This window comes from Halochromatium roseum (genome assembly GCF_016653315.1).
In the GTDB taxonomy this organism is placed as follows: Bacteria; Pseudomonadota; Gammaproteobacteria; order Chromatiales; family Chromatiaceae; genus Lamprobacter; species Lamprobacter roseus.
Genome location: NZ_NHSH01000006.1, coordinates 90,232 through 116,001, shown reverse-complemented (window position 1 = coordinate 116,001; position 25,770 = coordinate 90,232). Strand labels below are relative to the sequence as shown.

Here is a 25,770-nt window from a genome sequence, read left to right as displayed (position 1 = left end):
TAACGCGATGGATCGCTCGTTCTCGTCAGCAGTGATGAGTGCTGCGCAAGGCCACAGGCGCTGAAGCTTAGAAGCCTCATGCGTGGGTTGCTGCAAAGGAAAGGGAAAGGAGGGGGAGGGGAGGGGATGGCTAGCCTAGGCCAGCTCGTCTAACCGCGGTGCCCTCTTGGAAGGGCGAGCCCGCGGTCAGGAAAGACAACCTGCTTATTCGGCGACCGGTGCGGGGGCGACGACAGCAACGGGCTCAGCAACGCGGACAGAATCCTTGAAGCCGTAGCCTGGCAGGCTCAGTGCATAGCTGTGAACCAGCCACATCTGCACGAACAGGATGGCAAAGAAAGGAACCATCCAGGTCGCTGGGTTGATCACGGTCCAGATTTTCCAGTCTTCTTCTGGATGGTCTGGCTTTGCAATGGTCGGGTCGGCCATTAAATAAGGAACTTGCATGGAATATCTCCTCGTCGAAATTGGACTAGCGGTTTAGAACCAGGGTTGATAAACCCAGGTCACCACATGAACGACGGAGGCGATCATGACCCAGCTCCAGGTGCCATGCTTCCAGTGCTCATGAAATTCTTTTGCTTGCTCGTCGGTCAGACCCGACAAATTTTTAGATTCAGCCATCGAAATAACCTCTCGTGAAGGTTGTGGTTCAGGTGCCGTCCGGCACATCTCTGCGCCGTCCTTCGATGTGTGGAAGAGCGCTTTGCAGCCCCGGTACAGATGCTGACGTTGCCTCAAACCACGAGTGTTAGTTTAACCTGACATCTCTGTGTGTCAAGGTCGATTTACATCTTTTTTCGTTCGAATGCGTCAACTCAGCTTGACTCGTTGACGCGTTACGAGCGGCCCGCGGTGGTTAGCCGCGAGCCGAGTGCTGATCTACAAGGCGAGCGGCCCCTTGGGGTCGACGGTTGGGATCGGATTCTCGCGCAGCCCTTCGGCGACCAGAACCTGATTGGCCGCTATACGGCCGGTCATGGTTGCCGCCTCCATCAGGTTAGCCGGCACCTCGAGTCGCAGGTAGTCGCCGGCGAGGAAGAGGTTGTCGATTGGCGTCCGCACGCCAGGGCGGCCGGCATAGTCGCCTGGCGCCCAGCGGGGGAAGTTCTCCTGCATCGTGTAGATGTCGTAGACGACCTTGGCGCCCTTCAGCTCGGGGATTAGCTCGTCGAGTTCGGCGCGCATGATGCGTTTGATCTCGGCCTCGTCGATGACGTTCTCCGGCTCGACGGCATAGGCGTGTAGCTCGATGATCGAGCCCTGGTGGCGACGCGCCCAGTCTTCCGACTCGGGTTGCATCTGCGAGTAGATCGCGATCGAGTCGGTGTAGCGCCAGCCGCTGACGGTATAGAAGGGCACGGCCATCGGAGGGCATTCGCGGTCGAGCCAGAGTCGCCAGACGATGTACGGATCAGCGACGCCGAGGCGCTCAACGCTGCTCACCAGCTCGGGACTCGGGAGCTCGGACTGGGCGATGATGGCCTTGACGCCGGGGACATCGCAGGCGAGTACCACATAGTCCGTTTCTAGCTCGATGTTCGATTGCTCGGGGCGTGCGCTGAGCTTGATCTGACCCTCGGGTGTGGGGGTGGCGTCGAGCTCGACTAGCGGCACGATGGTCGGCCCAGCAGTGGGAACGCCGTTGCTATCGTACTTGGCGCCATGGCAGGGGCAGGCGAAGCCACCGGTGGCGGCGTCGAGACCAACCGGGCAGCCCATGTGGGTGCAACGTCCAGAAACGCCATGGATCTCACCCTGCGCGTCGCGTTTGGCGTAGTAGAGGTTGGAGCCATTCCAGAACGGGGTCCAGTCGCTGCCGATAGCGGCGGCATCGATGCTGTGCTCGGCGCCGAGAATGGCCCCAGGACGCTTGAGGATGACCTTGCTGATGCGGCCGTCTTGGGCGACTAAGCGATCGACCTCGGCGCCGGTGGTGACCCGCACACCCAGCTCGGTGAGGGCGTTGGTCAAGGGGGTGATCACCGAGGTCATGGCATCGTCGATGGTTTGGTCGTAGCCCATGCCATCGGGATTGCCGAGAAAGAAGAAATGGAAGAACTTGATGCCCTCGGCGGTCGAGTACTGATGAAACTGGTTGAAGGATGTGTGCGCAAAGGGCTCGATGATGGTGTCGACCATCGGCTTGTTGACGCGCTCGCAGAAGGTCTTGAAGTCGAGGTCGTCGAGGCGCGCGAAGGTCTTGTCTGGATCGTAGCGCATCACCTCGTAGAGCCGGCCGGTCGGGTTATTGAAGTCGAGCAGTGAGACCGACTTGGCCTGATTGACGACGGCGAAGAGGTTGAAGGGGAATAGGGTTGTGGTGTTGGTAAAGCTCTCGGTGCCTTTGGCCGGGTCTTTGAAGATGACCGGGTAATCCAAGACCGGCTTGAAGTTGTCACGCAGACCGTTCTCGGCGAGTAGTCCGTTGAGGTTGTAGTACTGATTGAAGAAGCCATGAAAGCCGTGCTCGGTGGCCATGGTCTCGCCGTTGACGTCGACATCCCAACCGGTGAGCCGCCCGCCAAGATTGCTGGAGCGCTCGACCAGGGTGACGTCAAAGCCACGCTTGGCAAGCTCATAGCTCGCGGCAATGCCGGCGAGCCCGCCGCCGACCACCACCACCCGCTTTTTGGTGCTTGGGCTCAGTGGCAGCGTTGCATTCTGGTCGGAGGCAAAGGGTAGGGTAGAGCGCCGCGGCTGGATAGCGTACAAGCCAGCACCGCCAAGCGCGGCGCCGGTAACGGTGATGAGCCCAACATTTCGAATGAAGTGGCGACGGTGCATGCTGTTCTCCGGAACGACAAGGCAGCGTCCGGGATGGGAGGCGATGCCACGGCCGACGTGCGCCGCATGCAGGCATGATCCGAGCCCGGACAGGAATGGGAGGGATGGGATAAGGACTGTCTGGAAGTCTAGCGACAGCTTGTGCAGTGGGCGCTGACGGTCATCAAGCAACCATCGGCGGGGGCGCCAGGGTTGCTACTAGCCTGTCGTTAGCATGGTAATCTAGGCCGTCGTGGGCGTCGGCCGGTTGGAGTCCGGGCTGAGCTTGCGATTCGTGTTTCCTTCCCTGTTTCCCCTTCTCTCCGCTCTAGAATCCCGCGATCATAGCCATGACCACCCAGGAACAACCGCGGGTCGACGCCGATTATTTGCTTGTCGGCGGTGGCCTCCAAAATGCCCTCATCCTGCTGGCCCTCGCCGAGCGGCGGCCAGATGCATCGATCATCTTGCTTGAGCGCGACGCCGCCATCGGTGGCAACCATATCTGGTCTTTCCAAGCGCGCGATCTGCCAGCCTCAGCCTTCGCTTGGGCCAGCCCCCTAATCGAGTATGAGTGGCCGGGCTATCAGCTGTTTTTCAAAGCATCCTCGCGTTGGGTCAAGGGCGCCTATCGCTCGCTGAGCTCTGAGCACCTCGATCGGGTCGTGCGCGCTGTTGCCGATGCCTCACCGCGGATTGAGCTGCGGCTCGAGACCGATGTGCGCCAGGTGCGGGCGAAAGAGGTTGAGCTTGCCGATGGCTCGCGGTTGCACGGGCGTGTGGTGATCGATGCGCGTGGACCAGAGCAAGGGGCTAACAGTCCAGGTGGGGGATATCAGAAATTCGTGGGTCTTGAATGTCGTCTCAGCCGTGCTGCGCCGACGAGAGTGCCGATCCTGATGGATTCACGTTGTCAGCAGCGTGATGGCTTTCGCTTCTTCTATATCCTGCCCTTCGCTGAGGATCGGGTGCTGATCGAAGATACCTATTTCTCCAATCGCCCGGATCTGGATGTCGAAGCGATCAGCGCCGCGATTTTGGCTGAGGCGCCTGCGTTTGGTTTGGAGATTGACGCGGTCTTGCGCACCGAGGTTGGTGTCTTGCCGATGCCGGCGCTCAGCACCTTTCATCCTAAGTCCGAGGCGCCGATCCTAGCGGGCTATGCCGGGGGCTGGTTCAATCCGAGCACAGGCTATTCATTGGCCGCGGCTTCGCGCTTAGCCGAGCATCTCGCGAAGACGCCGATCGATGACCTCTTTGGCCGGGATTGGCGGCGCTTGACGCGCTACCTGCGCTTCCAGTCGATCTTCTTGGCGGCGCTGAATCTGCTCATGTTCCGCTGGTTCCATGATGATAAGCGGCGGCGCTTGATGGAGCGCTTCTATTTGCTGCCAGACGCGGTGATTCATCGCTTCTTCGCGATGGAGACGACCTTGGTCGATTGGTGGCGGATCATGTATGTCGGTGCCCCCTGGACGCCAAAAGGCTGGGGACGCCGGGCGCGAACCCCAGAACAGCCCTAGTCAATCCTTCATCAGTCTTTACCGAGCGACTGTGCTCAGCAGTTGTGGCGCAGTTCTACACCCATCACGAGAGAGTGTCTGTCATGCCAGAATCCGCGGCCGATTGTCGGCCTATTCCGTTCGTCCTGGTCTTCGTTATCGCCGCATCGGCGATCTTGCTCGGCGTCTACGCGGTGCCCAAGTCATTCAGTCTAGGCGTTATTGATGCGCCAGTGATCACCAAGGCGGCCATTTATCTGGGCGCGACCATGCTGATGATGTGCTATGTCGATGCCTTTCGCTCGCGCTGTCTGCGTGGCTTCGTCACCATCGCCTTGGTTCTGCTGGCGCTTGGCTGCGCGATCCCCTTCTTCGGTAGCGAGCGCGAGCTATGGGGCCCTCTGCAGCATGGGGCGATCAACAGCCTCTATCTGCTTGGGGCGCTACTGGCATTCCTGCACTTTTCTCTGCATACCATGCCGAGTGCCTGGCGTCAGAGTTTGACGCCAGGGCGCTCCAACCTGATCGGCGCAGTACTCGTGCTTGGCGTTGCCTGGTATCGCGATTATGACCCGAGTTTAGGGGTCGCGGAGAACCTGATCGGTTTGGCGGCGACGGGGAGCGCGATCTTCGTGGGTGCTGTGTGCTGTACGCTGCTGATGCGGCATCGAGCGCAAGGGCTCGCACAAGCCTAAGGCGATCAACCTTCGATGATCAGGGATGATTCGAAGGTTTGATCTCCGTTCTCCGCAAACAAAACAACGCCCATTGCGGGCGCTGTTTACCACTTCCCTGTGTATTAATCCTTGGCTTGGTGCCTAAGCGGACGAATGCTGATCTCGTCCTATGAGCGGCTCAGTCTGAGATGGGCCGCTCTGCATCAAGCAGGGTCTTATTGGACCTGAGCGATCTGCTGACCTTGAACCTGCTCAACCACTGCAGCGGTGCGAGCATCATAAGCTGCTTGTGCGGAATCTTTCCAGCCATAGCCTGGCAGGCTCAGTGCATAGGTGTGAATGATCCACATCTGCACGAACAGGATGGCAAAGAAAGGAACCATCCAAGTAGCTGGGTTAATGACGGTCCAGATCTTCCAGTCTTCTTCTGGATGATCGGGCTTTGCAATGGTTGGGTCAGCCATCAGATAAGGAACTTGCATGGAATCTCTCCTAAATAAAGGTTAGCGACTGCAGCACAATCAGCTGCAAATGCGTTCGAGGTATCGAGGCGCTTAGCGCTTAGAACCAGGGCTGATAGACCCAGGTCACCACGTGAACAACAGAAGCGATCATCACCCAGCTCCAGGTGCCATGCTTCCAATGCTCATGGAATTCCTTTGCTTGTGCGTCGGTCAGTCCGGACAGGTTCTTCGTTTCGGCCATTGAGAGTTCCTCCGATCTAACGGGGTCGAGTCACGGCGCGCGCCATCGAGACGAGTGCCTAGAAAACCGCATCTGCTGTGTGGTTGCTGGTGTGTTTCCGAACATCAGCTGCGGTGCATGGTTTGTTAGTTTAGCGTGACACTTCTCAGTGTCAAGCAAAAGTTACAGAAATCTTTGCTCAAGGCGTTGTCTGTGCCGAATCTGCTCGCTTGACCAAGTGCTTAGCAAGCGTTCAGCAGTCGCTCACCAGCGCTCACCAGGCGTTGAAGAGCCATTTAGCAAGAAAGATCGCGGCCAAAAAGAAGAGGAAGGCCGCCCCGCCAGCCTTGACGAACATCAAGATGTTGGCGATGACGCCGCGCCAAGCTCCAGCAATGGCCTCGACTCCACCATAGTTATCGTCACCGCCGTCGTTGTCGGTTTGCTCATCTTTGGCAGCAGCGGGCGCCGTGTCGGCGGTGCTGCTTGAGCCCGTCTCGCTCTCGACCCGAGGTGCAGCGGTGACGAGGCCGTAAGGAGAGGTTCGCGTCACCTTAAAGAACTCGATCTCGGATTCGGCGCCAGCCTTCTCGATAACGACGAATTCGGTGTCGACCGGGAGTGCCTTGTCGGTGGCGAAGGCGAGGGCGAAGTCTTCAAGACTGTCGGATTCACCCAGGTATTCCCAGGATTTGGATTTTTCGGGCCAGGTACGTCTAGCGGTATACTTCATCGGGTCTGCGACTCCTCGTAACGATGATGAGGTGCTGAAGGGGGCGGTTGGCTCTTGTCGGCTGCTTGAACGGCCGTCTGAACGGCGGTCAGATCAGCATGCGCGGTGCGAGATTCGGGTGTCGTTGGCCAATCTGCCTGCTGTCGTGTAATCTAGACAGTCTCGCGTGTCTAGTTTAGTAGACACCTGTGTCAACTTAGCAAATTCGAGTATCTCAGCGTATGCCGTCGCGCAAGAAACAGGTCATTGTCATCGGTGCCGGGATGGGCGGTTTGAGTGCGGCTTTGAAGCTCGCCTTGAACGGCCTTGATGTCAGAGTCCTCGAGCGTGGTCATCATCCCGGTGGCAAGCTGCGCGAGCAGCACGTTGGCGATCAATCCTTCTATACGGGCCCGACGGTGCTGACGATGCCGTGGGTCTTCGAGCAGATCTTTCGTGAGGCCGGTGCTGACCTCGGTGAACGGGTCAAACTGCATCAGGCGGAGGTGCTGGCGCGCCATGCCTGGAGTGAGACCGAGCGCCTGGATCTGTTCGGTGAACATGAACGCTCCGCGCAGGCCATCGCTGAGTTTGCCGGGGCCAAGGAGGCGGATGGTTTTCGCCGCTTCGCCGCCCATGCCAAGCGCGTCTATGCAGCCTTAGACGTGCCCTTCATCCAGTCGCAGCAGCCGACGCCGGTGACCATCTTCGCGCGCTTCGGCTGGAACGGGCTGGGTGAGCTGATGCGGATCAAGGCCGTGTTCACGCTCTGGCAAGCGCTCGGCAGCTACTTCAAGGACCCGCGCCTGCGGCAGCTGTTTGGCCGCTATGCGACTTACGTCGGCGCCTCCCCTTACCATGCCCCGGCGACCCTGATGCTGGTGGCCGATGTCGAAAGCCGCGGTGTACATGCGGTGGAAGGCGGCATCCATCGCTTGCCCGAGGCACTGGCGGAGCTGGCGGTCGAGAAGGGTGTTGAGCTGAACTATGGTACGGCTGTGGCCGAGATCCTGGTTGAAGGCGGGCGCGCTCGTGGCGTGCGCTTGGAAAATGGCGAGCAGCTTGCAGCCGATGCTGTGATCTGTAATGCGGATGCGGCCGCGCTGGGTGCGGGTCTGTTCGGCGAGCAAGCCAAGCGGGCGGTGCCGCCGATTCCGCCTGAGAAGCGCTCCCATTCGGTGGTGACCTGGAATCTGCTGGCGCGCCCGGTCGGGTTTCCGATGCAGTATCATAACGTCTTCTTCCCGCGCGACTATGCGGATGAGTTCAAGGCGATCTTCGAGGATCTACGACTCCCCGCCCATCCGACCGTCTACCTCTGTGCGCAGGATCGCGGTGATCCCTCGGCGCCGGAGCCAGCCGAGCGCGAGCGAATGTTGATCGTGGTCAATGCGCCCTCGCGGGGTGACTCTCAGGTTCTCTCCGATGAAGAGATAGGCCGCTGTGGCGAGCAGGTGACCGCCTTGCTCCAACAGTGCGGGCTGACGCTCGCCGAGCGCGAAGACATTGCGGTGACGACGCCGGCCCATTTCGAGCGTGCCTATCCAGCCTCTGGTGGGGCGGTCTTTGGGCGCGTCAATCATGGTTGGTGGGGTTCGTTCGATCGTCCTGGCGCGGTGACCAAGATCGAGCAGTTGTTTACCGCTGGTGGTAGCGCGCACCCAGGCCCGGGTATCCCGATGGCATCGATCTCCGGGCGCCTGGCGGCGGATATGGTGCTGAAAAGCCTCTAATTGAGACCGTTGTTGAGTCATTCCCACAATCGCGCCAGCCGCTATCCTGTTCAGCACTGCGTCCTTCTCATCGCAGTGCTGATGGTCTCGGCTCGCGCCTGCCTCAGGTCCCAGGGAGCCGATGGCTGAGCCGCACGTTGTTGTCATTGGCGCTGGGATTGGCGGTCTGGCCGCCGCGATCAGGATCGCCGCCCAGGGTCTCAGGGTGACCCTACTTGAGCGCTCAGGCTATCCGGGCGGCAAGATGCGTGAGGTCCAAGTCGCCGGTGCACGGATCGATTCAGGGCCGACCGTGGTGACCATGCGCTGGGTGTTCGAGGAGCTCTTCGCCGCGGCTGGAGCCAGGCTCGATGATTACCTCAGCCTGCATCCGGTCGAGGTCTTGGCTCGCCATGCTTGGAGTGAGGATGAGCGGCTCGACCTCTATACCGATATCGATCGCTCGGCCGAGGCGATCGGCGATTTTGCTGGTGCCGAGCAGGCGCGTCTGTTTCGCGCCTTCTGCGCGCGTGCCAGCGATATGTACCGCACCTTGGAGCATGCCTTCATCCAGCTCGCGGAGCCGACCCCGCTCTCGCTGGTGCTCGATTCTGGCCTGATTCCGGTGGCGCGTCTGAAGCCCTACTCGACCCTCTGGCAGGACTTGGGCCGCTTCTTCCCTGATCCGCGTCTGCGCCAGCTGTTCGGCCGTTATGCCACCTATGTCGGTTCCTCGCCGTTCCACGCGCCGCCAACGCTCGGGATTGTCGCGCATGTGGAGCAGGCTGGGGTCTGGACCGTCGATGGGGGTATCCATCAGTTGCCTAAGGCCTGTGCCGCGCTTGCGCAGGAGCAAGGCGTTGAGCTGCGTTATCAGGCCGGCGTGCAGGAGATCCTCGTCGAGCGCAAGCGCGTCGTTGGCGTGCAGCTTGAGAGCGGCGAGCGTATCCAGGCGGATGCCGTGCTCTGTAACGCCGATGTCGCGGCCCTGTCCGCTGGGGCCTTTGGGGCGGCAGCGCGCCGCGCGACCCCGGCGCATCCACGCTCCGCGCGCTCATTATCGGCAGTGACCTTCAGCGTTCATGCCAAGACCAGTGGCTTCCCGTTGGTGCGCCACAATGTGTTTTTTTGCCGCAACTATGCAGAGGAGTTCGAGGCCATCTTTGGGCGTGGTGAGCTGCCCAGGGAGCCGACGGTCTATGTCTGCGCACAGGATCGCGATGACGATGCCGAGGTCGCGGGGCCGGAGCGGCTGTTGTGCCTCGTCAATGCGCCCGCGCGGGGCGACACCAAACCTTTTACTAGCGAAGAGATCGAGCAATGCGAGGAGCAGACCTTCAACCTGTTGCGCCGCTGTGGCCTCAGGACCGACCTCAATCCGGAGCGTCGGGTCATCACGACGCCGACGGAGTTCGAGCGCCTGTTTCCGGCCACTGGGGGGGCGCTCTACGGCCGCACCTCGCATGGATGGCGGGGGCCGTTCAGCCGCTCGGCGGCGCGCTCGCGACTGGCGGGACTCTATCTGGCGGGGGGCAGCGTGCATCCGGGGCCGGGGGTGCCGATGGCGACCATCTCGGGGCGCCTGGCGGCGGAGGCGATCCTCAAGGACCTGACCTAAGCGTTCAGGTTCCAGCGCGCGGCTACGCCTGGTGGTATGTCGATGCGCTCAGTGATGATGGTCTCCATGGGCTGACCCTGATCGCCTTCATCGGCAGCGTCTTCTCGCCTTACTACTTCAAGGGCCGGCGGCGTGGACGCGATGAGCCGCGCGATTATTGCTCGCTGAACGTCTGTCTCTACGGCCAAGCGCGGCGTTGGACCATGACCGAGCGGCGTCAGCACGGACTCACGCAAAGTCCCTCGCACTTGCAGATCGGACCTAGCGCCCTGCACTGGGGGGCTGATCGGACCCTGAGGGTGGAGATCGATGAGATCGGCACGCCGATCCCGCAGCGCGTGCGCGGTGAGGTCAAGGTCACGCCGACCTTTATCAATGAGCAGGTCTTCGAGCTAGATCAGGCCGGGCGGCACCGCTGGCGACCGATCGCGCCGAGTGCCCGTGTTGAGGTCAGTCTGGAGCGTCCAGCCATCAGCTGGACTGGTCATGCCTACCTAGACCGCAACTGGGGCGACGAGCCGCTAGAGGATGCCTTCCGCTATTGGGATTGGTCGCGGGCCAGTCTCGGTGGTGATGAGAGTCTGATCCTCTATCATGCCGATCGACGGGAGGGAGACAGGCTCTCGCTTGGGCTCCACTTCGGTGCGGATGGCGGCTTGAGCCATTTTGAGGCGCCGCCGGATCATCGCCTTGCGCGCACGCCGATCTGGCGCATGCCGCGTTCTAGTCAAGCCGATGCTCAGCATCCGCCACGGGTCGTCAAGACCCTCGAAGATACCCCGTTCTATTCCCGCTCGGTGATTGCGTCACACCTGCAGGGCCGCCCGATCGAGGCCGTGCATGAGAGCCTATCGCTCGATCGCTTCCGCTCGGCTTGGGTCCAGCATTTGTTGCCCTATCGGATGCCGCGGCGTTGAAGGAAGATGGCATCCTCGGTGCTCGGTCTGAGTTCGAGCTGGGTTAGGGTCGCGAGCGGCTTGCCGCTAGCGACGAGCGATGGCAGCCAGGCGCGCTTGCGGTGTCGCCAGGGCAGGGGACGCAGTAGATCGTGCTGAGCATGAACCTGGATGCGCGCGGCCATCTTGGCGTAATCGCGCGGGTCGGCGATGCCAAAGCGGAATTGAGTGCGCATCCGCCGAAAGGTGTTGCCAAGCCGCGAGAAGGCGAGCAGGGCTGGGTGGTAGCCATCGATCAGGAGATCGGCCCCGGCGGGCGCGAGTCTGCCAAGTGCGGCGAGGCAGTCTGCAACCTGTTCGGCATCGAGGTAGGGTAGTACCCCTTCCAGGATAAACACTGGCCGCGTCTCGTCGAGGGCGGCGGCGATCTCATCGAGCTGGTCGGGCAGGGACGCACAGACGTGCCGAATCTGCGCCGAGGCTGGCAGGAGCTGGTCGCGTAGCGCCATGACCGGCGGCAAGTCGGCACAGACCCAGTGGCGCAGGCGCGCCCGTTGTGCTGGCGCCAGTGATGCGTCAAGCCGGACAGGCAGGGTATCGAGACCACAGGCGATCAGCACCAGCGTGCGCTCGATGGGCGTGCTCAATAACCGATTGAGTGCCGCCTCAATCGCAATTGAGCGGCTGATGCAGAGCCGCATCGGGAAGGGGTCTGATCCCAGCTCGGCGCGATCGACTGCAAGCTGTGCCGTCAGGCGACGCGCCGCGGCGTCATCGAATGCAACCCCTGGCCAAAGCGACTGGGCCTCGGCGCGGGCGAGCAGTGGGATCAGTAGGGTGCGGCTGACGCCGTCGAGCGTCGGCGCGACCGGCACCGCGCCGCCAGGGCTTTGAGTATCGACCTTGGCTGCCTTGTTCACCTTGGGGTTACATGCAGCAGCAACGGCGCCGAAGGCACCATCATGCCGGCAAAGCGAGGCGCGATCGGACCCGGGATAGCCCGATCGAGCTGCAGTCCGCGCAGGAGATGGGCGAGGAGTAGGGTGCCCTCGATCAGGGCGAAGCGCCGTCCGATACAGCTTCGCGGTCCACCTCCAAAGCCCAGATGATGCGCCTGCATCAGATGATCTGGATTGATGTTCGGATAGCGATCGGCCCGGAAACGATGTGGCTCCGGCCACAGCTGCGGGTCGTGGTGGATGGCGAGGATGTTGATGATGAGCTGATCGCCAGCGCGGATGCGGTAACCGCCAAGGACATGGTCGCTGAGGGCGTCACGGAGCAGGATCGGTGGCTGTGGATAAAGACGTAGCGCCTCGAGGAAGGTGCCTTGGGTCAACGGCAGGGTCTGCAGGGCGTTGGCGTCGGTTGGCGCCTGCGCTAGCGCGTCCACCTCTGTGTGGAGTCCTTGTTGCAGGTCTGAGTCACCGGCGATCTCCCACAGTGCCCAGCTCAGTGCGATGGCGAGCGAATGATGACCAGCGATGAGCATGGTCATGAGTTCGTCGCGCATCTCTTCCGGGGTGAAGTGCTCGGGGTCTTGCTCGCGCTGGCGAAGCCATTGGCCAAGCAGATCGCTCGGATCATCAGCGTCGTCTAGATAGCGGCGGCGGCTGTCGATAATGCGCGCCAGGATCATTTCGGCCTCGGAGATCTTGCGCCGGAAGGCGAGGTTGGACGGCGTCGGCCAACTCAGCGGCGCTGCGAGGAGGCTGCTCCCGCGTTGTACGAGAGCATCAAGCAGGCGATGAATGACTTCGCTGACATCTGCGTAGCGCGCGTCGTAGTCGATGCCAAAAAGCGTCCGCAGTAAGGCGATCAGGGTGGTGCGGGAGATCTCCGCTATCAGGTCGACCGGCTGTCCCGCTGGCAGGGCTCGCCAACGCTCGACCAGGAGGCGAGCCGATTCGGCCATTGCCGGCGCATACCCCGTCAGGCGACGGCCAGACATAGACGGATTCGCTAGACGGCGATGCTTCTTCCAGCGTTCGCCGTCGTTGATCAGTAGACCTTCGCCAGTCACCGCACCGAGCCGTCGCATGAGGCGGCCCTTGCGATAACGTCGCTCTTTGTCCAACAGCACCTGTCGAATCAGCGCGGGATCATTGAGCTGAAACAGGCGGAGGCCGAGATAGTCAAGACGAACGAGCGGCGACTGCGAGGCCCGCGCGAACAAGCTGAGAAGATCGCGACGGAACAACGGCGGCAGGGATGCAAAGGCTGATAAGGTCGGCGGTTTGGTGACGACCTGGTTGGGAGGCGTCACGGGGTCAGTGGCGGGGTGCAGGTGCATGAATAAGACCTGATCGGAGGCCGTTCGTCACGGCTCCGATCCACTAGGCATTCAGGTCGGCGACCTTGCGCAGAATTACTCGGTTTTCTGTGTCTGTGTCGGTGCTGCCGCAATCGTCTGAGCCGTCGGCTCCATGCTATCGGCCTTGCTCCAGCTGTATTCCGGCATTGCGAAGACCATCGCATGCACGGCGATGGCGACAAGGAGGACGAGGGCGAAGATGGGGATCAGCCAGACTGCCGGGTTGATAACCAGCCAGATGCGGTAGTCATGCTCGGCGGGTTTGTAGTTGAAGACTTTTTGAAACACATTCGCCTCCTGTTCAGAACCAAGGTTTCCAGATCATCACCATCAGGTGTGCGATCGCGGCGATGCCGACATAGGCGGTGTATGTGATCTTAAATTGTTCATGAAACTCTTTGGCTTGCTCGGGGGTGAGGCCCGAGGGGTGCTTGTCTTCTGACATCTCTTGAGTCTCCTAGGGGCGTGCCCCTCGCAAATCGGTTGTCGGGTACTGTTGCGATACAGAACGAGATTGGCTGCGGCCAGCGATAAGCCGCCCGCGGCTCCTAGTGCCTGGCTGACAGTTCCGATTGAGTGTCAGTTTAGCTTGACGCGATAAAATGTCAACAAAACTTAACAGTTGCTCTCTGGTCAATCAGGCAGCGTGCCGAGGGGCGTTCCTGGGACCGTGCCGAGGAGCGTTCCGGCTAGAGAGCGGGCCCAACAACGGCCGCTGAGACCGCTCGGCACATGCCGATTCGGCGTTGACCGGTCTTGCAACCCTCGCTAACCTCAGAGGGTTATGTCATCGTGGTCGCGCGGGGACGCTTGAGCGACATCATACTTGAGCGACGTCATACTCTAGTTTGTCGGTACCGATTGCGGCAAGGCCTAGATCATCGCTCGAGGGTCGTTTGCAGTAGAGGACCGGTTGGCTTGAGATGTAAGATTACAATGGCTTTGTGCCGCCACTTGAGGGGAAACTTCAATGAAATCAGGGTTGCTGATGTTTCTGTTCGCCATCATAGTCGTCGGGGGCACGCTTTTCGTTAAAGGCTATTCGAGATCGGTGAATCTCTACCACATCTGTGACAAGCAGATTCCCTGGTATGATGCAATGTTCTTGGATGCAATCAGTGATAAGGCCGGCTGCGAGAAGTATCGATAACTCGCTGGCTAACGTCATGGCGCCGGGCGATTCCGGCCGGCGCCGCTCCAGGGTACAAGACGAAGCAATCCTCCCTCAGCTTCGTACTCTTCGTACTCCTCGCGCACCGGCTAGCACCGCTACTCTAGCGTCGCTCCGCTAGCACTCTTTATCCCCGAATCTAGACTGTTGCGCTAAAGGCGTTACACGATCTCTGAGGTCTAGATCATGCGGATGCGGGCCTTTATTAACCGCTTGCGATGCTCTGAGTGTTAGTTTAACCTGACGCCCGCCTGTGTCAGTTTATGTTTACACAGGAATTCTAAGGTTTCGCCTGCCGGCGATGTTAGCGAGCTGCGGGTAGGGCCAGTTTCTTCCCTGATAGGGAGTTGTTCAACCAGTCTCGCTTCTGCTGTCAGCAATTGCGTAACCAATTCACAATGGCGTTGAGTTGTAGGAGTTTCGACATGAACATGACTAAAAACATTGGCGACACGGACCGTAACATCCGTTTCGCTGCTGGCGTCGCGATCGCGTTGTGGGGCCTTATCGATCATAACCTACTAGGTCTGATCGGTCTGGTTCTGGTTGGTACGGCTTACATGCGTTCGTGCCCGGTCTACTCAGCGATGAATATGGACACCACAGGGAAGTAGGGAGAGTGAAGTAGAAAGAGGGGATTTCTGTCGCATAACCTGCCAGCTTGCGGCTTGGTCGACTGTCGTTCGAGGCGAGCCAAGCGTTCGGGCAAGCGGGCAGGGGTTCCCTGTGATGGCCTGGATTTCCGATGCGTCGCCGCGATGCAAACAGCGACGAAACCGACCTTTGCAAATCGAAGTCGCCGGTTCCCGGGCAGTCTTCATGCCAGCGCCGCTCACCCGCGAGCAGGAAATGCTAAGATCCTGTCCGAAACGTTTAGTGGTGATGCAAGCCGGTATCAGCCTGCCGCTCGCGGAGCGGAGCCGATGGTCATCCTCCTTGCATCGATCCGGTGAGTTAAGGCCTAGTTTGGCCTTGAATTTTGGCCTCGATCCGTTAACCACTGGCGATGATCGACGGCGACCGCCGCGCGAGCAGAAGGTGATGCACCGCAACGCGGACTTTGGTCAAATCCCTCTTCGGCAAACCGTTGGCTGATGCAACCACGGCTGCTGATCGCCGGTTCGGCTCTGCCATTGACGATTGACAATTGACCTGTGAATTTATCTTGACAGAATTGATGGTCAAGCTAGACTTGCACTCGTATTAGAAGTCGGCTTAACTAATTGAAACTATTGGCCTAATTCTGTCGCTAGTCGGGTCGATAATCATGTTGACACATCTTTTATGAACGCTTCTGCTGATCTGTCCGCCTTCGCCGTCGTTCTTGATCAGCCTCGGCAGCTCGCGCTGACACGCCTGGAGCTGACGCCGGCGACAGATGCCGATTGTGTCGTCGACATCGACTTCAGCGGGATCAGTACCGGCACCGAGCGACTGCTTTGGACGGGTCGTATGCCGGCGTTTCCTGGCATGGGCTATCCATTGGTGCCGGGTTATGAGTCGGTGGGGCGAGTGATCAAGGCCGGCGTCGACAGCGGTCGCAGCGAGGGCGAGCTTGTGTTCGTGCCCGGCGCGCGCTGCTATGGCGACGTTAACGGCCTGTTCGGCGGCGCCGCGTCTCGGGTCGTGGCACCCGGCGCGCGGTTGCTGCCGATTCCTGATGACTTGGGCGAGCAGGGCGTGTTGATGGCGTTGGCGGCGACCGCCCATCACGCTATCGCCGGTACCGATAAGACCTGCCCGGATCTCATTGTCGGCCATGGTGTGCTCGGCAGACTGTTAGCGCGGGTCGCCATCGCCTTGGGCGCGCAGCCGCCGGTGGTCTGGGAAACGAATCCGAAGCGAGCTGTCGGCGCGGTTGGCTATGATGTCGTCGATCCACAGACCGACAGCCGTGCCGACTATTTGGTCATCTGCGATGTGAGCGGCGATAGCGCGCTCCTCGATCAGCTTATCGCGCGCCTGGCGCGCGGGGGCGAGATCGTTCTGGCCGGCTTCTACGAGGCGCCGCTCTCGTTTCAGTTTCCGCCCGCATTCATGCGCGAGCTGCGGCTTCGTGTTGCTGCGGAGTTCCGCGAGGCTGACCTGATCGCAGTGCGGGGTCTGATCGAGGCCGGAGCGCTCTCTTTGGAGGGGCTGATCACGCATCGCTATGCCGCCACCGAGGCCGCTACGGCTTACGAGACGGCCTTCGATGATCCAACCTGCCTGAAGATGGTTCTCGATTGGAGAGGAATGAATGGCTAACGCCTCCGCCACGTCCGCCGCTGTGAGCCTCGGTTTTCCCGAGCAGTCAGCGGCCTTGTCGACTCAGTCTCCGACGCTCACGCAGACGCAGGTGATCGCCATCTACGGCAAGGGTGGTATTGGCAAAAGTTTTACCCTGGCCAACCTGTCCTACATGCTCGCGCAGCAGGGCAAGAAGGTGTTGCTGATCGGTTGCGATCCAAAGAGTGATACCACGACGCTGCTATTTGGCGGTAAGGCCTGTCCGACGATTCTCGAGACCTCGTCGAAGAAGAAGGCGGCCGGCGAACAGGTTAGCATCAGTGATGTCTGTTTTAAGCGCGACGGCGTCTTCGCGATGGAGCTTGGTGGGCCTGAGGTCGGCCGCGGTTGCGGTGGACGCGGGATCATTCATGGTTTCGAGATCCTTGAAGGCCTTGGCTTCCATGAGTGGGATTTCGACTATGTCCTGCTCGACTTCCTTGGCGATGTGGTCTGCGGTGGCTTCGGTCTGCCGATCGCGCGTGACATGTGCCAGAAGGTGATCGTGGTCGGCTCCAACGATCTGCAGTCGCTCTATGTTGCTAATAATGTCTGCTCCGCGGTTGAGTATTTCCGCGGACTCGGCGGCAACGTCGGCGTTGCCGGCATCGTCATCAACAAGGACGACGGCACTGGCGAGGCGCAGGCCTGGGCGAAGAAGGTCGGCATTCCCGTGCTGGCCTCGATCCCGGCCGATGACGATATCCGACGCAAGAGCGCGGCCTATCAGATCGTCGGCATGCCGGGCGGGACCTGGGCGCCGTTGTTCGAGGAGCTGGGCGTGAATGCGGCTGAGGCGCCACCGCTGCGCGCCCATCCTCTTAGTCAGGACGAGTTGCTGAACCTGTTCTCGAGTGATGCGGTTGGGCGTGACATCAGGCTCGAGCCGGCGACGATCGAGGATATGTGTGCTGCGGGTAGTCTCGATAAGCCATCGCTCGAAGTCATCTACGACGAGGCTTGAAAGCGCATCAAGCCTGGCGTCGGCAGTTCCTGAGCCCAAGGGCCTCACCTCGGCCCAAGATCTGTCGTTCTCATCGGGCTGCACGGTTTTGGCCTATTGAGTCGAGCATCTATGCTCCAGAAAACTATGTATCAACAGGGTTTTAGGTTCCAATGAGCGATGACGCGACGCTCAGTAGCGAGGGCTTCGGCTGCCAGGCGGGCGCCGACGAATTGCGTCGAGCCGCAGAAGCGGCGGGTAACAGCGATGTACTGCAGCGCTTGGCGACCGACTATCCCACCGGACCCCATGATCAGCCCCAAACCATGTGTCCGGCCTTTGGGTCGCTTCGCGTCGGTCTGCGCATGCGGCGCACCGCCTCCGTCCTCTGCGGCTCGGCCTGCTGTGTCTACGGGCTGAGCTTCACTTCGCACTTCTATGGTGCGCGGCGCAGCGTTGGCTATGTACCTTTTGATTCCGAGACCCTGGTCACGGGCAAGCTGTTCGAGGATGTGCGCGAGGCCGTCCAACAGCTCTCGGACCCGAGCAAGTACGACGCCGTCGTGGTGATGAACCTCTGCGTGCCGACCGCCTCCGGGGTGCCGCTGCGGTTGCTGCCGAAGTCGCAGAACGGCGTGCGCATCATCGGTATCGATGTGCCTGGGTTTGGTGTGCCAACCCATGCCGAGGCCAAAGATGTGCTTGCCAGCGCCATGCTGCGCTATGCGCGCGGGGAGGCGGAGCAGGGGCCGGTGCAGGCGCCGCGCGGTGGTCGCAGTGAGCAACCGACGGTGACCCTGCTGGGCGAGATGTTTCCCGCTGATCCAGTCGGTATCGGCGCCATGTTGGCCCCGCTAGGCCTGGCCACCGGGCCGGTGGTGCCGACGCGCGAATGGCGCGAGCTCTATGCTGCGCTCGATTGCGCCGCTGTTGCTGCCATCCATCCCTATTACACGGCATCGATCCGTGAGTTCCAGAAGGCTGGGCGTGCTCTGGTTGGCTCGGCGCCGGTCGGCTATGACGGCACGGCGGCATGGCTGGATGCGATTGGCGCGGCCTGCAACGTCGCCGCGGATAAGATCAGCGCCGCTAAGAACGCCTTCCTGCCGGCGATCAAAGGGGCCATGTTGAAGGCGCCGATCGATGGCACGATCACGGTCTCCGGCTACGAGGGCTCGGAGCTGCTGGTGGCGCGGCTGCTGATCGAGAGTGGGGCGCGGGTGCCCTATGTTGGCACCGCGACGCCGCGCACGCCTTGGTCTGATGCCGATCGGGAATGGCTCGAGTCCAAGGGTGTGGTGATCCAGTTCCGCGCGACCCTCGAGCAAGACAAGGCGGCGGTTGATGCGGTGAAGCCTGATCTCGCGATCGGCACCACGCCGGTCGTCCAGCATGCGAAGGAGCAGTCGATCCCGGCGCTCTATTTCACCAACCTGATCTCGGCGCGTCCGCTGATGGGGCCGGCGGGTGCGGGCTCCCTTGCGCAGGTGGTCAACGCCGCGCTCGGCAACCAAGCCCGGTTCGATCGGATGACCGCGTTCTTCGCCGGTGTCGGCGAGGGCGACACCGCCGGGGTTTGGGATCAGCAGCCGATGCCACGCCCGAATCAGGGTAAGCACGCAACGCCGCGCTCAGGCTCAGCCAAGCCGCAGCGCAAAGGCCCGACGACGGGAGGATAGGGCTGATGCTGATCCAGGATCTCGACCGCGCTGGCGGTTATTGGGGCTCGGTGTATGTGTTCACGGCGGTCAAGGGGCTGTCGGTGATCATCGATGGCCCGGTTGGCTGTGAGAACCTGCCCGTCACCGCCGTGCTGCATTACACTGACGCCTTGCCGCCGCACGAGCTTCCCGTTGTCGTCACGGGTCTCGGCGAGCAGGAACTCGGTCAGGATGGGACCGAGAACGCCATGCGGCGCGCCTTCTCGACCCTCGATCCCGACCAGCCTGCGGTTGTCGTCACCGGCAGCATCGCGGAGATGATCGGTGGCGGGGTGACGCCGTCTGGGACGCCGATCCAGCGCTTCCTGCCGCGCACCATCGACGAGGATCAGTGGCAGAGTGCGGACCGCGCGATCGTCTGGCTCTGGAATCAATACGGCGCAGCGGCCGCTAAGAAGCGTGCTAAGGCTGCAAAGGCCAAGAGCAGCAAGCAGGTAGACGGGCAGGGAGCTAAGCCGCTGGTAAACATCATTGGCCCGATCTACGGGATGTTTAATACCTGGTCGGACCTGGCTGAGATCCGTCGATTGATCGAGGGCATCGGCGCCGAGGTCAATATGACCTTTCCGCTCGGTACCCATCTCGACGAGATCCCGCGTCTCGCCGATGCTGCGGTGAATGTCTGCCTCTATCGCGAATTCGGCCGCAAGCTCTGCGAGGCGCTGGAGAAGCCCTATCTGCAGGCGCCGATCGGACTGCATAGCACCACCCGCTTCTTACGTACCCTCGGTGAGCTGCTCGGGCTCGACCCTGAGCCCTTCATTGAGCGCGAAAAGCACACCACGATCAAGCCGATCTGGGATCTTTGGCGCTCGGTGACGCAGGATTTCTTCGGGACCGCGAGTTTCGGCATTGTTGCCACTGAGACCTACACCCGTGGCGTGCGCCATTTCCTCGAAGACGAGATGGGGCTGCCCTGCAACTTTGCTGTGCCGCGCCGACCAGGCAAGAAGCCGGATAACGATGCGGTGCGCGAATCTGTTCACGGGTGTACGCCATTAATCCTGTTCGGTGGCTATAACGAGCGCATGTACCTGGCTGAGATTGGCGGGCGTGCAGCCTTCATTCCGGCATCACTGCCCGGGACCATCATCCGGCGCCACACCGGCACGCCCTTTATGGGCTATTCCGGTGCGACCTACCTGATCCAGGAGGTCTGCAACGCGCTCTTCGATGCGCTGTTTAACATCCTGCCGCTTGGCACCGATCTCGATCAGGTCGATGCGACCCCGTCGCGCATGCACCGTGAGCTTGCCTGGGACACAGATGCCCAGCGTCTGCTCGATGAGATCCTCGAAGCGACGCCGGTGCTGACCCGCATCTCGGCGGCTAAGCGGCTGCGTGATGCGGCCGAGCGCGCTGCTCGGGTTGCCGGTGATGAGCGGGTCAGTGCCGCGACGCTGCGTGACACCAAAGATCAGCTGACCCGCGGCCGCCCAACTTAGAAAGCAACCACCAACTGCTTCCCGATTGGAGCACCACTGTCTGGCAAGCATCGGGAAGTAGAAAATGGGCAGCCACTTAGCGGCAGAGAAGAAGCCTCTCTAGGCCTCTCCTTAAGGACGCCGCCTCTTCCAAGGCCGCATCAGCGGCCGTCATAAGCTGCATCTGTGAGCTTCAAGCACCGATCTCCCTCGTGCTTCGCCGCTTGCTCCTGCCTTTTTCCTCTCGTCTGTCCCTATCGAAATAGAGGCTGCCTGGGAGCCGATCCTACGCAGCAACCTTGAGTCGTTTTGCCCGCGCCACCGGCACTGAGCACGCAAGCGGGGGAAGGCCGGCCGGTCTTGTCAGCCAAACAGCGATTCCGTTGACCTGTGTTGATCTGCCGGTGATCTAGCCTGGTGATCTAGCCGCACAGCAGGGCAACATGAGGTGCGTCATAAGGAATGCAGACTGCCAACCTGACTTGACAGTTAATGTGTAAGTTTGGCTTGACATAGAGCGTGGTCAGGCTAGACTGACACTTAACTCTTGGGCGTCTCAACGGACTTGAATCCAAGCGCCCATCCACCCAGCCGATTGAGCCAGCACTGATTGCATCGTACGACGTGAGCGCCTCGCCTGACATCTCCACCATTACGGTCGAGTACCGTATGTCCCGGCAGCTCCTCGGTACCTGGCTCAAGCTGAGGTTGGCAGGTTTGGCGGCTAGCAAGCCGATAAAGCCCAGGAGGCACGCTCTAGCACAGCTATACAGGGGTGCTGGTGCAAAAAACCAGTTTTTGCGTGGACAGAGCCTTTGATGCACTGCTCACGCTTCTTTTTTGGACTTAAGCGACAGCGGGCTCTGGCCCTCAATCGTGAGAGCCGAATGGGTATTCGCATGCTGCGGATGCCTGCAAACGCTGCGGCAACAGCAGCCACGGCGTTTCTTGGTGACGCATACGTCATGCGCCAATGGCCAAATGGTCGAGTTAGCAGAACCGGAGTGTAACCCAATGGCAGACAACAAAAGCTTAACCGGACTGACGGAAGAAGAGGCTCAAGAGTTCCACGGCATATTCATGTCTAGCTTTAGTGCCTTTGTTGGGGTCGCGGCGTTTGCACATTTACTGGCTTGGTTTTGGCGTCCTTGGCTTTAAGCCAAGCAGATTGCCTGTACGACCATTCTCATAACATCGATGTCCTAGCATCGCCAATTTCTGCTTAACGGCAGAGTACTGGAGAACGAAGTAATGCAAAAAATCTACAAAATCTGGCTGCTTGTTCAGCCGAGTATGGCCCTGATCGGCATCGCTAGCTTCCTGACTGTTCTAGCGCTAGCAATCCATTTGATCCTGTTGAGCACGAATGACTTCAACTGGCTAGAAGATGGTATCCCGGCCGTATCCGCTCAGGCGCCCGCAGTGCAGGTCGTCCCGCAGCAGAGTTAATAGGGCCTATCGGATGACGGCAGTGCGGGTGCCAGCATGGCAACGCCTGCCGCCGATTTTGCTACGTGGAGGGCGCTAGCGCGTGTCTCCCCAGCAGAGGAAATCTTCAATGGCCATGCTGAGTTTCGAGAAAAAATACCGCGTTCGTGGCGGTACCTTGCTCGGGGGGGATCTGTTTGACTTTTGGGTGGGGCCGTTTTATGTCGGCTTCTTCGGGGTCTCAACAATCTTCTTCGCCACGCTTGGTACCCTGCTGATTATCTGGGGCGCGGCCATGGGCCCGACCTGGAATCCTTGGGAAATCAATATTGCCCCGCCTGACCTGAGCTATGGGCTCGGGATGGCGCCGCTCATGGAAGGCGGTCTCTGGCAATTCATTACCATCTGTGCGATTGGCGCATTCGTCTCTTGGGCGCTGCGTCAAGCCGAGATTGCACGCAAGCTGGGCATGGGACTGCATGTTCCTATCGCCTTTGGCTTTGCAATCCTCGCCTATGTCACGCTCGTCGTGATTCGTCCGGTGTTGCTGGGTGCATGGGGACATGGCTTCCCGTATGGCATCTTCAGTCACCTCGACTGGGTGTCGAATGTGGGCTACCAATACCTGCACTTCCACTACAACCCAGCTCACATGCTGGCGATCACGTTCTTCTTCACTAACGCTCTTGCGCTGGCGTTGCATGGCTCGTTGATCCTATCGATGACGAACCCGCAGAAGGGCGAGCCAGTGAAGACGGGTGAGCACGAGAACACCTTCTTCCGTGACCTCGTCGGTTACTCCATCGGTGCGCTCGGTATCCATCGTCTCGGTCTGTTCCTCGCGATCAATGCGGCCTTCTGGAGCGCGGTATGTATCGTGCTGAGCGGCCCATTCTGGACGCGTGGCTGGCCAGAGTGGTGGAACTGGTGGCTCGAATTACCGTTCTGGTCATAAAGGGGACACCAATATGGCTGAGTATCAAAATATCTTTACGCGGGTTCAAGTCCGCGAGCCGGGCTACCCTGGTGTAGACCTTCCGGAAAGTAGCTTGCCGCGCCTCGGAAAACCGGTCTTTCCCTGGTTCTCATATTGGATCGGCAAGATTGGCGACGCCCAGATCGGACCGATCTACTTTGGGTTTGCCGGTATTGCTTCGTTGATCTGTGGTTTCATTGCCATCGAGATCATCGGCTTCAATATGCTGGCGTCGGTCGACTGGAGTCCAATTCAGTTCGTCAAGAACTTCTTCTGGCTGGCGCTTGAGCCGCCACCGCCAGCCTACGGGCTGAGCATCCCCCCATTGGGTGATGGTGGCTGGTGGCTGATGGCAGGGTTCTTCCTGACGGCCTCGATCATCCTCTGGTGGATTCGGACCTACCAGCGCGCGATCGCACTCGGCACCGGCACCCATGTCGCATGGGCGTTTGCTGCAGCGATCTTCTTCTACCTGACGTTGGGCTTCATTCGGCCCGTGCTGATGGGTAGCTGGGGTGAGGCGGTGCCATTTGGGATCTTCCCGCATCTCGACTGGACAGCGGCGATCTCGATTCGCTATGGCAACTTCTACTACAACCCGTTCCATGCCCTGTCGATTGCCTTCCTCTATGGCTCCGCGGTGCTCTTCGCCATGCACGGTGGCACGATCTTGGGTGTCTCTCGCTACGGCGGCGACCGTGAGATCGATCAGATCACCAGTCGTGGTACGGCAGCTGAGCGTGCGATGCTGTTCTGGCGCTGGACCATGGGCTTTAACGCCACCATGGAATCCATCCATCGTTGGGCTTGGTGGTTTGCGGTCTTGACGGTGATTACCGCCGGTATCGGAATCTTGCTGACCGGTACTGTGGTTGAGAACTGGTATCTGTGGGGCATCAAGCACGGCATCGTGGCTCCCTACCCATCAGAGATGACGATCCAGGATCCGTCCCTGCTGCAGGGGGTGTCGCAATGAAGTTTCTAAACCGTAAGACGGTGGTACTCGCGGCATTGGGCGCTTCGGCGATCCTTGCTGGCTGCGAGGCGCCGCCGCCCGAAACGATCCAGAACGGGTATCGTGGTCTACAGATGCAGACCAACTATAACCCGCGTTTGCTGCAAGCTTCGCTCGAGGCCAATGTGCCGCCAGATCCAATTCCAGCTTCGGCTGAGGGTGGGCCGCTGGCGAAGGATGTCTACAAGAACGTCCAGGTGCTTGGCAATCTGACGGTCAATGAGTTCAACCGGCTCATGGTTGCTCTGACCAATTGGGTGGCGCCCGAGCAAGGTTGCTATTACTGCCATGTGAGCGACGGTGGTTTCGAGGAGGATGGTATTTATACCAAGGTCACCTCGCGCAGGATGCTGCAGATGACGCAGGATACCAATGCCAATTGGAAGGACCATGTCGCGGATACCGGTATCACTTGCTATACCTGCCATCGTGGCAATCCAGTGCCGGAATACGTCTGGGTGACCGATCCGGGTCCGGGTCAGCCGACCGCACTGGCGCCGACTGGGCAGAATATTGCTGCTGCGTCTGTTGCCTACTCGTCGCTGCCTTATGATCCGTTTACGCCTTTCTTGCTGCAAGATAATGACATTCGTGTCATCGGCGATACCGTGCTGCCGCAGGGGAACCGTCGGTCGATCAAGCAGGCGGAATGGACCTATGGGCTGATGATGCACATGTCCGATTCGCTCGGCGTGAATTGCACCTACTGCCACAACTCTCGTTCGTTCTATTCCTGGGATCAGAGCCCGCCGCAGCGGACTACCGCTTGGTACGCTATCCGCCACGTCAGGGAGTTGAACAACGATTATGTTGTGCCGCTGACAGACATTCTGCCTGATTCGCGTAAGGGTCCGTTGGGCGACGTGTACAAGGTCTATTGCGCCACTTGCCACCAAGGCGCTTACAAGCCGCTTTACGGTGCACCGATGGTGAAGGACTATCCGTCCCTGCAAGGTCCCATCCCTGAGGGTGGCTTGGCGGCGAAGAAGGCAGCGGAAGAGGCAGCGGCTGCGGCTTCTGAAGGAGACACGCCGCCCGCACAGGCTAAGGCTGAAATGCCTGTTGTCGCTGAGCCTGAGCCCGCAGAGGCTGCAGCGTCCGATGAGCAGGCAAAGGCGGAACCGCCGGCGCCTGCACCTGAGGCGGCTGCGGAGGAAGAGCCAGCAGAGGCGACGGCTGACGCTCCGGTCGAGCAGCAGCCTCAACAGTATCCACCTCGGCTTCAGTATCCGCCGCCATCGATGATGCGCTATCCGCCGGCACCGCTACAGTATCCGCCGGCCCCACAAACTCGGTAGGAATATCCAGGGTGACGGATCACCCCGCCCATCTGGGTGGAAACGATGACCGTAAGGTCAAACCTGAAAACGACACAGAGGTAATTACCATGGCTGATAACAAAAGCCTGACGGGCCTGACCGAAACAGAAGCCCAAGAATTTCACGGTATTTTTATGTCAAGCTTTAGCGCATTCGTCGGTGTTGCGGCATTTGCGCATCTGCTCGCATGGTTCTGGCGTCCCTGGCTGTAGTGGTTGCTGGTCGATCATGAACAAGGTGGGGATTTGTTTGACAGTCGCTGTCTGCCAATCTCTGCCAGGCTTTCCAAAGGAGAAAACTGATGCATCGCATTTGGCAGATCTTTGATCCACGCCGAAGCCTAATCGGGCTTATGAGCTTTTTGTTCGCGTTGGCGTTGGTGATTCATTTCATGTTGTTGATGTCCCCTGCCTTCAACTGGCTGGGTAACAACGCACTGCAGGCTCCGGCGAGCAGTATGTCGGCAATGCCGCCAACGCGCACAATCAATTGATAGTCGCTGAGTGAGAAGCGGCGACTGTTCTTTGAGATTGAGGTGCTCGACCCCCTCCATCGCGTTGTCGGATCTCGAGGCTTAGAGCTCGGGTTCGGTCGCTTAACGCCCCTAGGGCGACCCCACCGCGG

The 25,770-nt window shown here is 60.2% G+C and carries 27 protein-coding genes; 17 read left to right on the top strand and 10 right to left on the bottom strand.

Features of this window, described 5'->3' with window-relative positions; translation table 11 throughout:
* Nucleotides 1-204 precede the first annotated feature (204 nt).
* The 3 genes from pufA (CCR96_RS00785) to CCR96_RS00775 all read right to left on the bottom strand — a co-directional run bounded on the left by pufA (CCR96_RS00785) (nucleotide 205) and on the right by CCR96_RS00775 (nucleotide 2,787).
* On the bottom strand, nucleotides 205-447 hold the full coding sequence (pufA, locus tag CCR96_RS00785; RefSeq protein WP_201215127.1) for a light-harvesting antenna LH1, alpha subunit: 243 nt from the start codon (nucleotides 445-447) through the stop codon (nucleotides 205-207).
* 33 nt (nucleotides 448-480) lie between these two features.
* The gene (gene pufB / locus CCR96_RS00780) at nucleotides 481-624 is read right to left on the bottom strand and encodes a light-harvesting antenna LH1, beta subunit (protein ID WP_201215126.1); all 144 of its coding nucleotides are present in this window, start codon (nucleotides 622-624) and stop codon (nucleotides 481-483) included.
* Nucleotides 625-882: 258 nt separating this feature from the next.
* Nucleotides 883-2,787: an FAD-dependent oxidoreductase gene (locus CCR96_RS00775; protein ID WP_201215125.1), complete on the bottom strand. Its 1,905-nt coding sequence runs from the start codon at nucleotides 2,785-2,787 to the stop codon at nucleotides 883-885.
* Nucleotides 2,788-3,116: 329 nt separating this feature from the next.
* Here CCR96_RS00775 and crtY point away from each other — a divergent pair, with 329 nt between their 5' ends.
* The gene (gene crtY, locus CCR96_RS00770) at nucleotides 3,117-4,289 is read left to right on the top strand and encodes a lycopene beta-cyclase CrtY (RefSeq protein WP_201215124.1); all 1,173 of its coding nucleotides are present in this window, start codon (nucleotides 3,117-3,119) and stop codon (nucleotides 4,287-4,289) included.
* 83 nt (nucleotides 4,290-4,372) lie between these two features.
* Nucleotides 4,373-4,963 (top strand): hypothetical protein, encoded by a 591-nt coding sequence (locus tag CCR96_RS00765; RefSeq protein ID WP_201215123.1) that lies wholly within the window; start codon nucleotides 4,373-4,375, stop codon nucleotides 4,961-4,963.
* 197 nt (nucleotides 4,964-5,160) lie between these two features.
* Here CCR96_RS00765 and pufA (CCR96_RS00760) read toward each other — a convergent pair whose 3' ends face one another.
* The 3 genes from pufA (CCR96_RS00760) to CCR96_RS00750 form a co-directional block, all read right to left on the bottom strand.
* Complete coding sequence (pufA, locus tag CCR96_RS00760) at nucleotides 5,161-5,427, bottom strand: light-harvesting antenna LH1, alpha subunit (protein WP_201215122.1); 267 nt, start codon at nucleotides 5,425-5,427, stop codon at nucleotides 5,161-5,163.
* Between the two features lie 79 nt (nucleotides 5,428-5,506).
* Complete coding sequence (pufB, locus tag CCR96_RS00755) at nucleotides 5,507-5,650, bottom strand: light-harvesting antenna LH1, beta subunit (RefSeq protein ID WP_201215121.1); 144 nt, start codon at nucleotides 5,648-5,650, stop codon at nucleotides 5,507-5,509.
* A 253-nt stretch (nucleotides 5,651-5,903) separates the two neighbouring features.
* Nucleotides 5,904-6,362, bottom strand: a complete 459-nt coding sequence (locus CCR96_RS00750) for a hypothetical protein (RefSeq protein WP_201215120.1) — start codon at nucleotides 6,360-6,362, stop codon at nucleotides 5,904-5,906.
* A gap of 221 nt (nucleotides 6,363-6,583) precedes the next feature.
* On the opposite strand from CCR96_RS00750, the gene crtD (CCR96_RS00745) reads away from it, so the two are divergent.
* The 3 genes from crtD (CCR96_RS00745) to CCR96_RS00735 all read left to right on the top strand — a co-directional run bounded on the left by crtD (CCR96_RS00745) (nucleotide 6,584) and on the right by CCR96_RS00735 (nucleotide 10,588).
* A complete protein-coding gene (gene crtD, locus CCR96_RS00745) occupies nucleotides 6,584-8,074 on the top strand; it encodes a 1-hydroxycarotenoid 3,4-desaturase CrtD (protein WP_201215119.1) in 1,491 nt (496 codons plus the stop codon).
* A gap of 121 nt (nucleotides 8,075-8,195) precedes the next feature.
* Nucleotides 8,196-9,671 (top strand): 1-hydroxycarotenoid 3,4-desaturase CrtD, encoded by a 1,476-nt coding sequence (crtD, locus tag CCR96_RS00740; protein ID WP_201215118.1) that lies wholly within the window; start codon nucleotides 8,196-8,198, stop codon nucleotides 9,669-9,671.
* A 71-nt stretch (nucleotides 9,672-9,742) separates the two neighbouring features.
* Nucleotides 9,743-10,588: a carotenoid 1,2-hydratase gene (locus CCR96_RS00735; RefSeq protein ID WP_201215146.1), complete on the top strand. Its 846-nt coding sequence runs from the start codon at nucleotides 9,743-9,745 to the stop codon at nucleotides 10,586-10,588.
* On the opposite strand, the gene CCR96_RS00730 is transcribed toward CCR96_RS00735, so the two are convergent.
* The 4 genes from CCR96_RS00730 to pufB (CCR96_RS00715) form a co-directional block, all read right to left on the bottom strand.
* Entirely contained in the window at nucleotides 10,567-11,487 is a 921-nt protein-coding gene (locus CCR96_RS00730) for a class I SAM-dependent methyltransferase (protein WP_201215117.1), read from the bottom strand. The two genes, CCR96_RS00735 and CCR96_RS00730, sit on opposite strands and share 22 nt — an antisense overlap.
* Nucleotides 11,484-12,860 (bottom strand): cytochrome P450, encoded by a 1,377-nt coding sequence (locus tag CCR96_RS00725; RefSeq protein WP_201215116.1) that lies wholly within the window; start codon nucleotides 12,858-12,860, stop codon nucleotides 11,484-11,486. The genes CCR96_RS00730 and CCR96_RS00725 overlap by 4 nt, the downstream gene beginning before the upstream one ends.
* A gap of 75 nt (nucleotides 12,861-12,935) precedes the next feature.
* Nucleotides 12,936-13,169, bottom strand: a complete 234-nt coding sequence (gene pufA / locus CCR96_RS00720; protein WP_201215115.1) for a light-harvesting antenna LH1, alpha subunit — start codon at nucleotides 13,167-13,169, stop codon at nucleotides 12,936-12,938.
* A gap of 13 nt (nucleotides 13,170-13,182) precedes the next feature.
* The gene (gene pufB / locus CCR96_RS00715; protein WP_201215114.1) at nucleotides 13,183-13,326 is read right to left on the bottom strand and encodes a light-harvesting antenna LH1, beta subunit; all 144 of its coding nucleotides are present in this window, start codon (nucleotides 13,324-13,326) and stop codon (nucleotides 13,183-13,185) included.
* Between the two features lie 1,151 nt (nucleotides 13,327-14,477).
* Between pufB (CCR96_RS00715) and CCR96_RS00710 the strand changes: the two genes are divergently transcribed.
* The 12 genes from CCR96_RS00710 to pufA (CCR96_RS00655) all read left to right on the top strand — a co-directional run bounded on the left by CCR96_RS00710 (nucleotide 14,478) and on the right by pufA (CCR96_RS00655) (nucleotide 25,639).
* Nucleotides 14,478-14,666, top strand: coding sequence for a YgaP family membrane protein (locus CCR96_RS00710; protein ID WP_201215113.1), 189 nt, complete (start codon nucleotides 14,478-14,480; stop codon nucleotides 14,664-14,666).
* A gap of 670 nt (nucleotides 14,667-15,336) precedes the next feature.
* Nucleotides 15,337-16,299 carry a chlorophyll synthesis pathway protein BchC gene (gene bchC, locus CCR96_RS00705; RefSeq protein ID WP_201215112.1) on the top strand — a complete coding sequence of 321 codons (963 nt, stop codon included), beginning with the start codon at nucleotides 15,337-15,339 and terminating at the stop codon, nucleotides 16,297-16,299.
* Entirely contained in the window at nucleotides 16,292-17,284 is a 993-nt protein-coding gene (locus tag CCR96_RS00700) for a chlorophyllide a reductase iron protein subunit X (protein WP_201215111.1), read from the top strand. Before bchC ends, CCR96_RS00700 begins: the two co-directional genes overlap by 8 nt.
* Before the next feature lie 152 nt (nucleotides 17,285-17,436).
* Nucleotides 17,437-18,942: a chlorophyllide a reductase subunit Y gene (gene bchY / locus CCR96_RS00695; RefSeq protein ID WP_201215110.1), complete on the top strand. Its 1,506-nt coding sequence runs from the start codon at nucleotides 17,437-17,439 to the stop codon at nucleotides 18,940-18,942.
* Between the two features lie 5 nt (nucleotides 18,943-18,947).
* Nucleotides 18,948-20,429, top strand: coding sequence for a chlorophyllide a reductase subunit Z (gene bchZ, locus CCR96_RS00690; RefSeq protein ID WP_201215109.1), 1,482 nt, complete (start codon nucleotides 18,948-18,950; stop codon nucleotides 20,427-20,429).
* A 993-nt stretch (nucleotides 20,430-21,422) separates the two neighbouring features.
* A complete protein-coding gene (gene pufB, locus CCR96_RS00685; protein ID WP_200244217.1) occupies nucleotides 21,423-21,566 on the top strand; it encodes a light-harvesting antenna LH1, beta subunit in 144 nt (47 codons plus the stop codon).
* 93 nt (nucleotides 21,567-21,659) lie between these two features.
* On the top strand, nucleotides 21,660-21,857 hold the full coding sequence (pufA, locus tag CCR96_RS00680; RefSeq protein ID WP_201215108.1) for a light-harvesting antenna LH1, alpha subunit: 198 nt from the start codon (nucleotides 21,660-21,662) through the stop codon (nucleotides 21,855-21,857).
* Between the two features lie 109 nt (nucleotides 21,858-21,966).
* Nucleotides 21,967-22,791: a photosynthetic reaction center subunit L gene (gene pufL / locus CCR96_RS00675; protein WP_201215107.1), complete on the top strand. Its 825-nt coding sequence runs from the start codon at nucleotides 21,967-21,969 to the stop codon at nucleotides 22,789-22,791.
* Nucleotides 22,792-22,804: 13 nt separating this feature from the next.
* The gene (gene pufM / locus CCR96_RS00670) at nucleotides 22,805-23,788 is read left to right on the top strand and encodes a photosynthetic reaction center subunit M (RefSeq protein ID WP_201215106.1); all 984 of its coding nucleotides are present in this window, start codon (nucleotides 22,805-22,807) and stop codon (nucleotides 23,786-23,788) included.
* Nucleotides 23,785-25,125 carry a photosynthetic reaction center cytochrome PufC gene (gene pufC / locus CCR96_RS00665; protein WP_201215105.1) on the top strand — a complete coding sequence of 447 codons (1,341 nt, stop codon included), beginning with the start codon at nucleotides 23,785-23,787 and terminating at the stop codon, nucleotides 25,123-25,125. Before pufM ends, pufC begins: the two co-directional genes overlap by 4 nt.
* A gap of 89 nt (nucleotides 25,126-25,214) precedes the next feature.
* Nucleotides 25,215-25,358, top strand: a complete 144-nt coding sequence (gene pufB, locus CCR96_RS00660; RefSeq protein WP_200244308.1) for a light-harvesting antenna LH1, beta subunit — start codon at nucleotides 25,215-25,217, stop codon at nucleotides 25,356-25,358.
* 89 nt (nucleotides 25,359-25,447) lie between these two features.
* Complete coding sequence (gene pufA, locus CCR96_RS00655) at nucleotides 25,448-25,639, top strand: light-harvesting antenna LH1, alpha subunit (protein WP_200244212.1); 192 nt, start codon at nucleotides 25,448-25,450, stop codon at nucleotides 25,637-25,639.
* The last annotated feature ends 131 nt before the right edge of the window (nucleotides 25,640-25,770 follow it).